16 protein-coding genes are annotated in these 13,513 nt (G+C 70.1%); 7 read left to right on the forward strand and 9 right to left on the reverse strand.

Features of this window, described 5'->3' with window-relative positions; all coding sequences use genetic code 11:
- Nucleotides 1-40: 40 nt before the first annotated feature.
- From ACQEU1_RS38095 to ACQEU1_RS38105, 3 genes are all read right to left on the reverse strand, one after another.
- Nucleotides 41-856 carry a 3-methyladenine DNA glycosylase gene (locus tag ACQEU1_RS38095; protein WP_433216985.1) on the reverse strand — a complete coding sequence of 272 codons (816 nt, stop codon included), beginning with the start codon at nucleotides 854-856 and terminating at the stop codon, nucleotides 41-43.
- A gap of 81 nt (nucleotides 857-937) precedes the next feature.
- Nucleotides 938-1,183, reverse strand: coding sequence for a hypothetical protein (locus tag ACQEU1_RS38100; protein ID WP_285644657.1), 246 nt, complete (start codon nucleotides 1,181-1,183; stop codon nucleotides 938-940).
- 10 nt (nucleotides 1,184-1,193) lie between these two features.
- The gene (locus tag ACQEU1_RS38105; protein ID WP_433213251.1) at nucleotides 1,194-1,622 is read right to left on the reverse strand and encodes a winged helix-turn-helix transcriptional regulator; all 429 of its coding nucleotides are present in this window, start codon (nucleotides 1,620-1,622) and stop codon (nucleotides 1,194-1,196) included.
- An 80-nt stretch (nucleotides 1,623-1,702) separates the two neighbouring features.
- On the opposite strand from ACQEU1_RS38105, the gene ACQEU1_RS38110 reads away from it, so the two are divergent.
- Nucleotides 1,703-2,359, forward strand: a complete 657-nt coding sequence (locus ACQEU1_RS38110; protein WP_433213254.1) for an SDR family oxidoreductase — start codon at nucleotides 1,703-1,705, stop codon at nucleotides 2,357-2,359.
- A gap of 49 nt (nucleotides 2,360-2,408) precedes the next feature.
- Here the strand turns inward: ACQEU1_RS38110 and ACQEU1_RS38115 are convergent, their stop codons facing one another.
- Complete coding sequence (locus tag ACQEU1_RS38115) at nucleotides 2,409-2,999, reverse strand: dihydrofolate reductase family protein (protein WP_433213257.1); 591 nt, start codon at nucleotides 2,997-2,999, stop codon at nucleotides 2,409-2,411.
- Nucleotides 3,000-3,089: 90 nt separating this feature from the next.
- Nucleotides 3,090-3,782 (reverse strand): DUF2848 domain-containing protein, encoded by a 693-nt coding sequence (locus tag ACQEU1_RS38120; protein ID WP_433213260.1) that lies wholly within the window; start codon nucleotides 3,780-3,782, stop codon nucleotides 3,090-3,092.
- 151 nt (nucleotides 3,783-3,933) lie between these two features.
- Here ACQEU1_RS38120 and ACQEU1_RS38125 point away from each other — a divergent pair, with 151 nt between their 5' ends.
- Entirely contained in the window at nucleotides 3,934-5,208 is a 1,275-nt protein-coding gene (locus tag ACQEU1_RS38125) for an MFS transporter (RefSeq protein ID WP_433213263.1), read from the forward strand.
- On the opposite strand, the gene ACQEU1_RS38130 is transcribed toward ACQEU1_RS38125, so the two are convergent.
- Complete coding sequence (locus ACQEU1_RS38130) at nucleotides 5,169-5,804, reverse strand: GntR family transcriptional regulator (protein WP_433213266.1); 636 nt, start codon at nucleotides 5,802-5,804, stop codon at nucleotides 5,169-5,171. The genes ACQEU1_RS38125 and ACQEU1_RS38130 overlap by 40 nt on opposite strands.
- A gap of 25 nt (nucleotides 5,805-5,829) precedes the next feature.
- On the opposite strand from ACQEU1_RS38130, the gene ACQEU1_RS38135 reads away from it, so the two are divergent.
- Entirely contained in the window at nucleotides 5,830-6,606 is a 777-nt protein-coding gene (locus ACQEU1_RS38135) for a carbon-nitrogen hydrolase family protein (RefSeq protein WP_433213269.1), read from the forward strand.
- Nucleotides 6,607-6,936, forward strand: a complete 330-nt coding sequence (locus tag ACQEU1_RS38140; RefSeq protein WP_433213272.1) for a cupin domain-containing protein — start codon at nucleotides 6,607-6,609, stop codon at nucleotides 6,934-6,936.
- A 9-nt stretch (nucleotides 6,937-6,945) separates the two neighbouring features.
- Here the strand turns inward: ACQEU1_RS38140 and ACQEU1_RS38145 are convergent, their stop codons facing one another.
- The 3 genes from ACQEU1_RS38145 to ACQEU1_RS38155 all read right to left on the reverse strand — a co-directional run bounded on the left by ACQEU1_RS38145 (nucleotide 6,946) and on the right by ACQEU1_RS38155 (nucleotide 10,400).
- The gene (locus tag ACQEU1_RS38145; RefSeq protein WP_433213275.1) at nucleotides 6,946-7,971 is read right to left on the reverse strand and encodes a hemolysin family protein; all 1,026 of its coding nucleotides are present in this window, start codon (nucleotides 7,969-7,971) and stop codon (nucleotides 6,946-6,948) included.
- Nucleotides 7,968-9,275 carry a hemolysin family protein gene (locus ACQEU1_RS38150; protein ID WP_433213278.1) on the reverse strand — a complete coding sequence of 436 codons (1,308 nt, stop codon included), beginning with the start codon at nucleotides 9,273-9,275 and terminating at the stop codon, nucleotides 7,968-7,970. Before ACQEU1_RS38150 ends, ACQEU1_RS38145 begins: the two co-directional genes overlap by 4 nt.
- Before the next feature lie 108 nt (nucleotides 9,276-9,383).
- Nucleotides 9,384-10,400, reverse strand: a complete 1,017-nt coding sequence (locus ACQEU1_RS38155; protein WP_433213281.1) for a LacI family DNA-binding transcriptional regulator — start codon at nucleotides 10,398-10,400, stop codon at nucleotides 9,384-9,386.
- A 122-nt stretch (nucleotides 10,401-10,522) separates the two neighbouring features.
- Between ACQEU1_RS38155 and ACQEU1_RS38160 the strand changes: the two genes are divergently transcribed.
- The 3 genes from ACQEU1_RS38160 to ACQEU1_RS38170 are packed head-to-tail and all read left to right on the forward strand — an operon-like array spanning nucleotide 10,523 to nucleotide 13,474.
- Nucleotides 10,523-11,665, forward strand: coding sequence for a Gfo/Idh/MocA family protein (locus ACQEU1_RS38160; RefSeq protein ID WP_433213284.1), 1,143 nt, complete (start codon nucleotides 10,523-10,525; stop codon nucleotides 11,663-11,665).
- The gene (locus ACQEU1_RS38165) at nucleotides 11,658-12,686 is read left to right on the forward strand and encodes a dihydrodipicolinate synthase family protein (RefSeq protein ID WP_433213287.1); all 1,029 of its coding nucleotides are present in this window, start codon (nucleotides 11,658-11,660) and stop codon (nucleotides 12,684-12,686) included. Before ACQEU1_RS38160 ends, ACQEU1_RS38165 begins: the two co-directional genes overlap by 8 nt.
- Nucleotides 12,668-13,474 carry a sugar phosphate isomerase/epimerase family protein gene (locus ACQEU1_RS38170; protein ID WP_433213290.1) on the forward strand — a complete coding sequence of 269 codons (807 nt, stop codon included), beginning with the start codon at nucleotides 12,668-12,670 and terminating at the stop codon, nucleotides 13,472-13,474. Before ACQEU1_RS38165 ends, ACQEU1_RS38170 begins: the two co-directional genes overlap by 19 nt.
- The last annotated feature ends 39 nt before the right edge of the window (nucleotides 13,475-13,513 follow it).

The raw sequence follows: 13,513 nt of genomic DNA on the forward strand, positions 1-13,513 counted from the left end.
GCCCCCGACGACCGCCAATCACGCTAACAGGTGAACTCGGTCAGCAGAGTGAAGTCACTGCAAGTATCGACTGGCACACGAAGACGAGCCGTTCTCGCAACGGTTGTGCCCGGTCAGCGAACTGCGCCTGCCTCCGCACGTACTCCGCGCGCCCCTCCGGCGTCTCGATCCGCACGGGTCCGTACCCGAGCTCGACCAGGTCGTACGGGGAGGCCTGCATGTCGAGTTCGCGCACGTCAGCGGCCAGTTCGAAGCAGTCGGCCACCAGCGACGACGGGGTCGCCGGCTCCAGCTTGTAGGCCCACTTGAACAGGTCCATGTTCGCGTGCAGGCACCCCGGCTGCTCGTTGTCCACCTGTCCGTCGCGGGTGGGCTGCAGAGCGTTGCGCGGCCGAGCGGGTGACGTGAAGAACCGGAACGCGTCGAAGTGGCCGCACTGGATCCGGCTCGCCTCGACGACCTCGTCGGTGCCGCCGCTGCCGAGCCGCAGCGGCCACGCGTTGTGCCGGACCTCCTCCGGCTGCTGCCGGTAGACCATGGCCCACTCGTGCAGCCCGAAGCAGCCCAGCCGGGCGGGACGGCTCAGCGTCGCCGTGAGCAGTGCTTGGACGAACTCCAACGTCTTGGCCCGCTGCTCGACGAAGCTCGCGACGTCAAGCGTGACGCCGTCGGACGTCGCCTTGTAGTGCGGGAACTCCAGGTACTCCGCCGCGTCCTCCAGGACGACGCCAGGCCCTGGATGCCACCGTTCGAGCCGCACGGGCCGATGGCTGTAATAGGTGAAGAGGAAGTCCATCACCGGGTGCTTCTCTTTGCGAAGCTTCCGCTCCTGGTGCGGCCCGGTGAACCGGCGCATGCGCGCGAGGTGCGCGTCACGCAGCTCGTGCCACTCGGCTCGGGTCAGGACTTCCACGGGCAATTACGGTACGCGTTCGGCCTAGAGAGGCGGCACGAGCCCGGTGAACGTCCGCGCACCGTGGCAGTGCGGGCACTCCCGGCCGTTGTCCACGGTCCTGGGCGCGCCGCCGATGATCGCGAGCGTCGGCGCCGCGATGTAGCTCGCGCCCCCGCACAGGTGACACACCGTGCGCGGTTCGGGTGTGACGGCGAAGAGGTCGTCCGGGTCTTCCTCGTCCTCGAAGTCGTCGTCCTCGGCGAACTCGTCCTCGTCGTCCTCACTCATGCCGCCCAACCTAGTGGGTCACCGGTTCCGCGCGGGTCAGCGACTCCGGTGTGGCCTCCTCGCCGCACGCCGTGCACACCACACGGGGTTCCAGCACGGCACCGCACGAGTGCTCCCACACGAGCGGGAGGGGCCCCTCTGTCACGTACGTGTCGCCCCACTCCTTGAGCAACAGCATCACGTTGTGCAACGCACGACCGGACTCCGTGAGCACGTACTCGTACCGCGGCGGGTGCTCGGAGTACTGGTGCTTCTCCAGCACGCCGGCCGCGACCAGCTTCTTCAGCCGCACGGTCAGCACGTCGCGGGACGCGCCGGTGTTCGCGGCGATCTGGTCGAAGCGGGCGACACCGAGGAAGACCTCGCGCAACGCGAGCAGCGACCAGCGCTCGCCCACGACTTCCAGGGCGTTGGCGATGGAACAGCTCCGAGGGGTCATGTGACGAGTCTAGCAGTGAGTTGGCAAATCCAACTGAGTGGCGCTAGCGTGGATTGGGAAATCCAACTTAGGAGGTAGTCATGGACTTCGACGGTGCTGTGGTGCTGGTCACCGGGGCCAACCGAGGGCTCGGCAAGGCGTTCGCGCAGGAGTTCGCGAAGCGCGGGGCGAAGGTCTACGGCGGCGCGCGCAACCCGGCGTCCGTGGTGGACGAGGGCGTCATCCCGATTCAGCTCGACGTGACCGACGACGCGTCCGTCGCGGCGGCGGCGAAGGAGCTCGGCGACGTCACGATCGTGGTCAACAACGCCGGCACGACCGGTCCCGGCGACGAGGTCGACAGCATCAAGGCGGAGTTCGAGGTCAACTTCTACGGCGTCGTCCGCACGACGGACGCGTTCGCCCCCGTCCTGAAGGCCAACGGCGGCGGCACCCTCGTCAACGTGCTGAGCGTTCTGTCGTGGGCGAGCTACCCGGCGGCGCGCGGCTACGCGGCGTCCAAGGCGGCGGCCTGGTCGTTCACGAGGTCGACCCGCGACGCGTTGCGGGAGCAGGGAACGCGCGTGCTCGGCGTGCACGTCGGCTACATCGACACCGACATGGCCGCCCACATCGACGGCCCCAAGATCGCGCCGGCCGACGTCGTCGCGCAGGTGCTGCGGGCGATCCAGAACGGTGACGACGAGGTGCTCGCGGACGACCTCACCCGCACGGTGAAGGCCTCGCTGGCCTCTTGAGGCGGTGAGGCTCCGCGCGACGCCGACGTGGAGCACCGCCGCGTCGGCGTCAGTCGGTCTCGTCGTACTTCACCCGGTACCGCAGGTGCGTGACCGACGTGCTCTCGACGACCGAGATCGGGCCTTCGAGCTGGTATCCCTTGCCGGGGGCGAAGAACGGCGTGCCGCCGCCCAGGATCACCGGCACCAGGTCGAGGAAGATCTCGTCCACCAGGCCCGCGTCGATGGCCTGCCGGGCGATCTCGCCGGAGTTCAGGCCGACGCCCTTGTCGCCCGCGTGTTTCCCCGCCACCGCGACGGCTTCCTCGATGGTGCCGTCGACGAACGTGAAGTGCTCGGTGTTCTCCAGCGGCCGGTGGGTGAGCACGACGGTGTGCACGCCCATCGGGTGCTGACCACCCCAGCCGCTGGTCATGTCGTACAGCTTGCGCCCGACGACCAGAGCGCCGGTGACCTCGATGAGGCCGCTGTAGTGCGCGGCGCTGGCCGGGGTGAGGTGCACGGTCATCGCGCCCGTCGGCACCGTGAACGCCACGTCCCCCGCCTCGTACCAGGCGAACAGCCGGTCGAAGGCGGAGAAGTCCTGGCCGGAGACGTAGCCGTCGATCGAGGTGCTGGCGCCCGTGTAGACCTTGTTCATCTGCTGTGCCTTCCTGTTGTGGTCCTTCGCGAGGACGTCGAACAGGCCGGAACCGCGATCGACACGGGTTCCGCGGGCGCATACCGGGGCTCAGCCGATGGGGTCGGGCAGGCGGGTGACCTCGTAGTCGCAGTCGAGGACGTCGCCGGTCGCCGGGTCGCGCAGCTCGACGCGCCACCTCGACGCGAACTGGTCGACGCCGTGGTGCATCGGGATCGTGCCGGACAGCAGCACGGTGCCGGGCCGGAGCAGGTCGAGGTCGCGCAGGCGGTCCACCCAGTACTGCGGGGTCAGCAGCTCGGCGAGGGTGCCGCGCTGGATCTCCGCGCCGTCGGCCCACGCGGTCAGTTCGATCGAGTCGATCCGGTCCGCGACCTCGGACAGGCGCCACGCCCTGCGGCCCAGCACGTCCGGACCCGCGTTCTTGCTCCACGCGACGCCGTGCACTTCCAGCGCGCGGTCCGTGTGGTCGCATGCGACGGTCAGGAGGACGTCGTCGGAGGTGACCACCAACGCCCACTCGGCCTCGCCTGAGGTCTTGCCGTGCTGGGCGGGGACCGTCGAGGTCTGCTGTGCGAGGTACGGCGAGACCGGGTAGAGGCTCGGCGTCACGGATGGCGCCGGCACGCCCAGTTCGGCGAGTTCGCGCACGTGAGCGGCCACGTCCTCCTGGCTGCGGCCCGCGTAGCCGCCGTTGAGCAAGGTCGTCACGGCGACCTCGGCGACGGAGCCGTCGGGAAGGTCGAAAGCGAGCGTAGCGGCCTGTGTACGAACGGTAGACATGCGGTACTCCTTGCGCATACGAGTTGTATACAGGCAGTATTACGCCATGCCGCCTGACACTGCAACGCCAGCAACGCCACAGCCGGATTCTCAGCCGGGTTCTGAGCCGGGCACGCCGGACGTACCTCGGTCCGCGCTCGTCAGGGCGTTCGTGGCCTCGCTCTCCGGTACCGCACTGGAGTGGTACGACTTCGCGATCTACAACGTCGCCGCGGCGGTCGTGCTCGGCCCGTTGTTCTTCCCCAGCGAGGAGCCGCTCACCGCCACGCTGCTCGCGTTCTCGACGTACGCCGTCGGCTACCTGTCAAGGCCGCTCGGCGGGTTCCTGTTCGGCAGGCTCGGCGACAAGATCGGCCGCAAGCGCGTGCTCGTCACGACGTTGCTGATCACCGGCATCGCCACGCTGCTCATCGGCCTGCTGCCGACGCACGACGCGATCGGTCCCGCCGCCGGCGTGCTGCTCGTGGTGCTGCGGTTCGCGCAGGGCGTCGGTCTCGGCGGCGAGTGGGGCGGCGCCGTCCTGCTGTCCAGCGAGTACGGCAACCCGAAACAACGCGGCTTCTGGGCGAGCGCAGCCCAGATCGGCCCGCCCGCCGGCAACCTGATGGCCAACGGCGTGCTGGCGTTCCTCGGCGTCGCGCTGTCCGACGCGGCGTTCATGTCCTGGGGCTGGCGCGTGGCGTTCCTGCTGTCCGCGGTGCTCGTGATCTTCGGCCTGTGGATCCGCGTGAAGCTGGAGGAGACCCCGGTCTTCAAGGCGATCGAGGCGCGCGGCGACCGGCCGTCCGCACCGGTCAGCGAGGTCTTCCGCACCCAGACCCGGCCGCTGGTCGCCGCCGTGCTGTGCCGCGTCGGCCCGGACGTCCTGTACGCGCTGCACACCGTCTTCGTGCTGACCTACCTCACGACCCAGCTCAAGCTGCCGCGCAACGTCGGCCTCGTCGCCGTGCTGATCGCCTCGGGCTTCCAGCTGTTCCTGATGCCGCTCGCGGGCTGGCTGTCCGACCGGGTCAACCGCCGCGGCCTCTACGCCGTCGCCGCCGTGCTCGGCGCGGTGTGGCCGTTCGTGCTCTTCCCGCTCATCGACACCGGGTCGTGGCCGCTCATCGTCATCGGCGTCGTGATCGGACTCGGCTTCCACGCGTTCATGTACGGCCCGCAGGCCGCGTTCATCGCCGAGCAGTTCACCGAACGCCTGCGCTACACCGGAAGCTCACTCGCCTACACGCTCGCCGGCGTGATCGGTGGCGCCATCGCGCCGTTGCTCTTCACCGCACTGTTGGCGGGCTTCGGCACGTGGGTCGTCGTCGGCCTCTACGTCACCATCGCCTGCGTGGTCACGCTCGTCGGCCTGTGGCTGGGCCGCGACCCGCAGGAAGACGAGGCTCACCCGTTGAGCAGCACCTTCAGCGTGGTGTCCAAGTGAGCGGTGATCGCCGCCGTGGCCGCGCCGACGTCCCCGGACTCGAGCGCGGCCACGATCTCGTCGTGCTCGTCGATCACGGCCTGCTGCCGGTTGTGCGCCCGGTACAGCGCCACGACACCCGCGCGCACCTGCCGGGCGCGCAACCCCTCGTACGTCTTCGTCAGCAGCTCGTTGCCCGTCGCCGCCACCAGCAACGCGTGGAACTGCCGGTCGACGTCGATGAACTGCCGCGCGTCCTCGACCAGGAACCGCTGCCGCTCGATCAGCTCCTGCATCCGCCGCAGCGGAACGGTGCCCTCGGCCATCGTGCGCTCCGCCGCGTACCGCTCGACGACGCCGCGCAGCTCCATCAGCTCGCCGATCTGCCGCGACGACAACGGCGCGACGTACGCGCCCTTCTTCGGCACGAGCGTCACGAGGTCCTCGGCCGCGAGCAGCAGCAGCGCCTCGCGGATCGGCGTGCGGGAGACGCCGATCTGGTTGGCGACGTCCTGCTCGCTGATGAACCGCCCCTGCATCTCGGGGTCGGCGAGGATGGTGTCCTTCAGGAACTCGTACGCCTTTTCCCGGCCGGACAACGAGTCGGCAGCCTGCATACAACATGTATACCAGAGGAGGATCATGCGCTTCGCGCTCTGCCAGATCAGCTCCACCGCTGATCCGCAGGAGAACCTTGCCACCGTGCGCGCCCAAGTGGCCAGTGCCGCGCACCAAGGCGCACGGGTCGTCCACTTCCCGGAAGCCACCCAGTGCCGCTTCGGCGTCGACCTGAAACCGGTGGCCGAACCCCTCGACGGCCCGTGGGCGACCGAGGTCCGGAACATCGCCGACGAGCACAACGTCGTCGTGGTCGCCGGGATGTTCACGCCAGGCGAGGGCGATCGGGTCACCAACACCACCCTCGTCACCGGCGCCGGCCTGCACCTCGGCTACGACAAGATCCACCTGTTCGACGCGTTCGGCTTCCGCGAGTCCGACACCGTCACGCCCGGCGAGAAGCCCGTGACGTTCGAGGTCGACGGCACCACGATCGGCCTCGCCACCTGCTACGACGTGCGGTTCCCCGAGCTCTTCCGCACCCTCGCCACCACCGCGCCGGTGATCCTGGTCGGCGCCTCCTGGGGAGCGGGCCCCGGCAAGGCGGACCAGTGGGACCTGCTCGTCCAGGCCCGCGCGCTGGACGCCACCTCGTGGGTCCTCGCCTGCGGCCAGGCGGACCCCGGCACCGACTACGGCTCGGCCCCGACGGGAATCGGCCGCAGCGCCGTGGTCGACCCGATCGGCACCGTCCGCGAGCGCCTCGACGGCAGGCCGGGCACGATCCTGTCCGATGTGGACCCCGCGCTCGCAGGAGAAGTCCGCGAGAAGCTGCCCGTGCTCGCCAACCGGAGGCTGTAGATGCGCGAGGAGCACGAGTTCTTCCCGACCGGCGACCTGCCGTGGCACCTGGCCACCGAAGGCGTCACCGAACGGGTCCTGAGCCGCGACCCGGACACCACGACCCTCACCAGGATCGCCCGCTGGGCACCGGGCCTGGAGACCGAGGGCGTCATCAGGCACGACTTCCACGAGGAGGTCTACCTGCTGGAGGGCGACCTCACCGACCTGACCCTGGGCAGGACGTTCCGGGCCGGCGACTTCGCGAGCCGCCGCCCCGGCATGCCCCACGGCCCCTACAGGACCGAACAGGGCTGCGTGATGCTGGAGATCCGCACCGCGCAGCCCTGACGAGACGTACTAGACCCAGCGCACGTGGGTACCGTCACGAACGGTGCCCACGTACTCCTCCAACAGGTCCTCCAACGCCACGACGCCGAACACCGTGCCGTCCGCCGACACCGCGCGCGCGAGGTGCGACTGAGCCCGGCGCAACGCGGCCAGGGCCTCGTCCAGGCGGGCGTCCACCGGAACCTCCGGCAGCCCGCGCACCCGGTCCCGAGGCACCGACGTGGCCGCGCCCTCCAGGTCCAGCACGTCCTTGACGTGCAGGTACCCGATCAGCCCCGCCTCGGCCAGCACGGGGAACCGGGAGAACCCGGTCGCCGCCACCGCCGCCTCGATCTCGCCGACGGTCGGCGTCGAGGACACCGTCGTCAGCCGGTCCAGCGGCACCAGCACGTCGGCCACCGTGCGTTCGGCCGACGACAACGTCTGCGCCAGCCGCCGGTGCTCCGAGTCCTCCAGCAGCCCCTCCGAGCGGGACTGCCCGATCAGCAGCGCGAGCTCGTCCGGCGTGTAGGCCGACTCGAGCTCGTCCACGGGCTCCACGCCGAACCGCCGCAGCACCCACCGGCCCACGGCGGTGAACATCGCCAGCACCGGCGCGATCATCCGCGAGAACCCGTAGTGCACCGGGACCAGCCACACCGCGGCCCGCTCGGGACCGGCGATGGCCAGGTTCTTCGGCACCATCTCGCCGAGGATCGTGTGCAGCGCGACAACGATGACCAACGCCACCGCGAACGCCACACCGTGCACCACGGCCAACGGCAGCCCAACGGCGCCGAGGGGCCCCTCCAGCACCGAAGCCAACGCGGGTTCGGCGATCGCACCCAGGCCCAGCGAGCACAGCGTGATGCCCAGCTGCGCGCCCGCGATGAGCAACGGCAGCTGCTGCGACGCCTTGATCGCCGTGCGGGCCCGGGCAGAACCCTTGTCCGCCAACGCTTCGAGGCGGTCCCGGCGCGCGGTGATCACCGCGAACTCGGCACCGACGAAGAACGCGTTGCCCGCCAGCAGCAGAGCGATGACGAGGAAGTTCACGACGACACCACCCGCAGCTCGGCCACGCGGTGCTTGTCCATCCGCATCACGGTGACCCTCCAGCCGTCGACCCGGATCTCGTCACCGACGTCGGGAATCCGGCCGAGCCGCGCCAGCACCAGGCCGGCCAGCGTCTCGTAGTCGCCCTCCGGCATCTGGAACCCGGTCGCGTCGGCCACCTCGTCGTCGCGCAGCAGCCCGGACACGATCCAGCTGTCCGAACCCAGCGACCGCACCGGCGCCGCCTCACCGCGGTCGTGCTCGTCGCGGACGTCGCCGACGATCTCCTCGACCACGTCCTCCAGCGTCACCAGCCCGGCCGTGCCGCCGTACTCGTCCACGACCAGCGCGGACTGCAGCCCGGACGCGCGCAGCCGGTCCAGCAGCGCGTCGCCCTCCAGGGTCTCCGGCACCGAGTACACCGGCCGGGTCAGCGCCGACAGGGGAGTGGACCCCCGCAGCGCCGCGGGCACCGCGAACGCCTGCTTGACGTGCACGATCCCGCTCACCTCGTCCAGCGACCCGTTGTGCACCGGGAACCGGGAGAACCCGGTCTCGCGCGCCTTCAGCACCAGGTCCGCGACGGTCGCGTCGGCGCGCAGCGCCTCGACCCGCACGCGCGGCGTCATCAGTTCGCCCGCCGTTCTGTCACCGAAGCGCAGCGACCGGTCGAGCAGCACCGCGGTGCTCTCGTCCAGCGTGCCGTGCTCGGCCGACGTGCGGACCAGCGCGCCCAGCTCCTCGGGCGACCGCGCGGACGCCAGCTCCTCGACCGGCTCGACGCCGAAGCGCCGCACCAGCCAGTTCGCCGAGTTGTTCATCGCGGTGATCAGCCAGCGGAACACCGTGGAGAACGCCGCCTGGAACCCGACCACGCCGCGCGCGGTCTCCAGGGGCTTCGCGATCGCGAGGTTCTTGGGCACGAGCTCGCCGAACACCATCGACAACGCCGTGGCGATGGCCAGCGCCAACGCCAGCGACAGCCCGCTCGCCACGGTGTGCGGCACGCCCACCAGGGTCAGTCCGGGCTCGATCAGCTCGGCGATCGCTGGCTCCGCGATGTAACCGGTGATCAGCGTGGTCAGGGTGATGGCGAGCTGGGCGCCGGAGAGCTGGAACGACAGCGTGCGGTGCGCACGGTCGATGGTGCGCGCCTTCGCGTCACCGACCTCGGCGACGTGCCGCTCGACCGTGCTGCGTTCCAGCGCGGTCAGCGAGAACTCCGCCGCCACCGCGATGAAGGTGCCCGCTGTCAGCGCCACGACGGCGAGCAGCCCGAGCACGCTCAGAAGAATGCCGGTCACCTATGCGCTCCAACAGAACAGGCGACCGGGCGTATATGCCAGTCAGGGCCAGACCCCATGGGGACGGCTCAACTCCTCGTGACTAAGAATGTGAATAGCCAGACGAGTCTAATTGTGGGCAGTCGAGGCCCTGAGCACCACCTCACCCGCCACACGGACGGTGCGGGCCTCGTCACCTCCGCCGTCGAGCACGAGACCAGCGGCGATCTCGCCCATCTCCTCCAACGGAAGTCGCACAGTGGACAAAGCGGGCACCGTGTCGCGCAGCGTCGGGATGTCGTCGAACCCGGCGATCGACATGTCGTCCGGAATCCGCACGCCCCGCTCGCGCAGCGCCGCCATCGCGCCCATCGCCATGACGTCGGTCACGGCGAACACGCAGGTCGCGCGCGACTTCGAGCCCAGCAGCTCCATCGCGGCCTCGTAGCCGCCGTCGCGGGTGAACGCGCCGTTGATCACCACCGGCGGTGCGACGCCGGCGTCGTTCAGGCCCGCCTTGAACCCGGCCAGCCGGTCGCGGGCCACCACGAGTTCGGAAGGTCCACCCAATACGGCGAACTTCTTGTGCCCCAGCTCGGCGAGCGCGCGGGCGAGCGCGCGGCCGCCCGCCCGGTTGCCGGGCACGACCGTGTCGGTGCCGAGCTTCGCCTGCGAGACGCACGCGACCCGGCCGCCCTGCTCGGTGAACGCGTCGATCTCCGCCGCGAGCCGCGACTGCGCCGCGCGGTCCGTGGTCCGCGACCCCGCCAGCACCACCGCACGCGCCCGATGCGCACGCAGAGTGGAGAGCAGCTCCGCCTCACGCTCCGGGCGACGCCCCGTCGTGCCGAGGACGACGACGAGCCCGGCCTCCTCGGCCACCCGCGTCACCCCCGCCGCGATGCAGGAGAAGTACGGGTCGGTGATGTCGTGCACCACCAGCCCCACCAGGGAGCTGGAGTTGCGGGCCAGCGCCTGCGCCGAGGCGTTCGGCACGTACCCGAGCTCCTCCGCGGTGCGCAGGACGCGGTCGCTCAGGTCCTCGCTCACCTGTCGCGTGCTGCCGTTGAGCACGCGGGAAGCCGTCGCCAACGACACACCCGCCTGCTTCGCCACCTCGGCGAGCGTCACCTGTCGGGCGGACACGACCACCTCCGTCAACGTGCATGTGAGCGCTGAGACTAACTCGCGAGGAGGTTGACGTCCGTGAAGCGCCGCGATTAGCGTGGCGGGAAAGCGCTTTCCAGCGCTGCTACCAGGGAGGTGCGATGGCGGTCAGGACCATTGGCGTGGCGGTCAACGGCGTCACGGGGCGGATGGGTTACCGCCAGCATCTGGTCCGCTCGCTGCTGCCGTTGCGCGACGAGGGCGTGCGGTTGCAGGACGGGACCCTGCTCAAGGTGGAACCGGTCCTGGTGGGCCGCAACGCCGACAAGCTCAAGGAGATCGCCGAGCGGCACGACCTCGCGCGCTGGACGACCGACCTCGACTCGGCGCTCGCCGACCCGTCCGTCGAGATCTACTTCGACTCGCAGGTCACGTCGAAGCACGTCGAGTCGATCACGAAGGCGCTCGAGGCGGGCAAGCACGTCTACACCGAGAAACCCGTCTCGGAAACGGTCGAGCAGGCGGTGGCGCTCGCCCGTCTCGCCGACGAGCGGGACCTGCGGCACGGCGTGGTGGCGGACAAGCTGTACCTGCCGGGCATCCGCAAGCTCAAGCGGCTGATCGAGGGCGGCTTCTTCGGCCGGATCCTCAGCGTGCGCGGCGAGTTCGGCTACTGGGTCTTCGAGGGCGACTGGCAGCCCGCGCAGCGCCCGAGCTGGAACTACCGGGCCGAGGACGGCGGCGGCATCGTCTCGGACATGTTCTGCCACTGGAGCTACCTGCTGCACGACCTGTTCGGGCGGGTCGAGGCCGTGACCGCGAAGGCCGTCACGCACATCCCGACGCGCTGGGACGAGCAGCGCAACGCCTACGACGCCACCGCGGACGACTCGGCGTACGGCATCTTCGAGATCGAGAACGGCGTCATCGCGCAGATCAACTCGTCCTGGTGCGTGCGGGTGCGCCGCGACGAGCTCGTCGAGTTCCAAGTGGACGGCACCGAGGGCAGCGCGGTCGCCGGCCTGCGGGAGTGCTTCGTGCAGCCCCGCGCCGTCACGCCGAAGCCGGTCTGGAACCCGGATCTCCCGGTCACGCACCCGTTCCGCGACCAGTGGCAGCAGGTGCCGGACAACGAGGACTTCGACAACGGCTTCAAGGTGCAGTGGGCGGAGTTCCTGCGGCACGTCTACGAGGGCGCGCCGTTCCCGCACGACTTCCGCGCGGGCGCACGGGGTGTGGCCCTCGCGGCCGCCGGTCTCCAGTCCTCTTCGGAGGGACGCCGGGTGGAGATCGCCGATGTCTAGCCGGAACGAACGCATTGTGTTCGCCGCGGCACACGTCGTGGCGAAGGACGAGACCGCGGTGGACTGGGACGCCACGCTGGCGTTCCGGCACCACCTCTGGTCGCACGGCCTCGGTGTCGCCGAGGCCATGGACACCGCCCAACGCGGCATGGGCCTCGACTGGCCGACCGCCACCGAGCTGATCCGCCGCAGCGCCGCCGAGAGGACCGGCCGGATCTGCGCGGGCGTCGCCACCGACCACCTGACCGGCGAGCCGAGCCTCGACGACGTGCTGACCGCCTACCTGGAGCAGCTCGACGTCGTCCAGGAGGCGGGCGCCCAGCCCGTCCTTATGTGCTCGCGCCACCTCGCCGCCGTCGCACGTGGCCCGGAGGACTACGCGAAGGTCTACGGCACGTTGCTCGACCGCGTCAGCGAGCCCGTGATCCTGCACTGGCTCGGCACGGCGTTCGACCCGAAGCTGGAGGGCTACTGGGGCACGGCCGACGTCCCGCAGGCCACCCGGAACTTCCTGGAGATCATCCACGCGCGGCCGGACAAGGTCGACGGCGTGAAGGTCTCGCTGCTCGACGCGGACCACGAGATCGGCCTGCGCCGGGCGTTGCCGGACGGCGTCCTCTGCTACACCGGCGACGACTTCAACTACCCGGACCTGATCGCGGGCGACGAGGAGGGCCACAGCCACGCGTTGCTGGGCATCTTCGACCCGATCGCGCCGGTGGCCGCGAAAGCGCTTGCCGAACTCGCTCAGGGCAATGCCGACGAGTTCCACCGCATCATGGCGCCGACAGTTCCGTTGTCACGCCATCTGTTCAGCACGCCGACCTACTACTACAAAACCGGTGTTGTGTTCCTGGCGTGGCTTGCCGGGCACCAGGAACGCTTTCAGCTCCTCGGTGGCCTGGAAAGCGCGCGCACCGTCGAACATCTCGCCGAGGCGAAACGACTCGCCGAGATCGCCGGCGTGATCGACCCGGACCTCGCGGAACGGAGGTGGAGCGCGTGGCTCGCCTCTCGCTGAACCAGGCAACGATCAAACGCGCGACCGTCGCCGAGGCCGTCGACGGCTGCGCGCGGCACGGGATCGAGGCCATCGGCCTGTGGCGCGAACCGGTGGCCCAGCAGGGCCTCGAACGCAGCGCCAAGATCGTCCGCGACGCCGGCCTGCGCGTGTCGTCGTTGTGCCGCGGCGGTTTCCTGACGGCCGTCGACAACCGCGAGGCGCTCGACGACAACCGGCGCGCCATCGACGAGGCGGCGGCGCTCGGCACCGACACGCTGGTCATGGTCGTCGGGGGAGTGGCGGCGGACAAGGACCTCGTCGGCGCACGTCGGCGCGTCGCCGACGCCATCGAGGAGCTTGCTCCTCACGCCGCCCAGGCGGGCGTGATCCTGGCGCTGGAACCGATGCACCCGGTGTTCTGCGCGGACCGCGGCGTGCTGTCGACGTTGGCCCAGGCGCTCGACATCGCCGAACGGCACGAGTCCGTCGGCGTCGTCGTGGACGCGTTGCACGTGTGGTGGGACCCTGCCGTGTACGAGCAGATCGCGCGTGCGGGCGGGCTCATCGCGTCGTACCAGGTGTGCGACTGGCTCACGCCGGTGCCGGAGGACGTGTTGCTGGGACGCGGCTATCCCGGTGACGGCGACATCGACCTGGACCGCCTGACGCGCGTCGTCGCGGCGACGGGATACGCGCGGGACGTCGAGGTCGAGATCTTCAACGCGGCCATCTGGGCGGCGGACTTCGACGAGGTGATCGGCCAGGTGTCACGCAGGTACCACGACGTTGTGGAACCGGCGCTGTAACCACTCGCGCGGGGAAGCCGGTCGTCGACGGCGGCGACG

It is taken from the genome of Lentzea sp. CA-135723 (assembly GCF_050936595.1).
Lineage (GTDB): Bacteria > Actinomycetota > Actinomycetes > Mycobacteriales > Pseudonocardiaceae > Lentzea.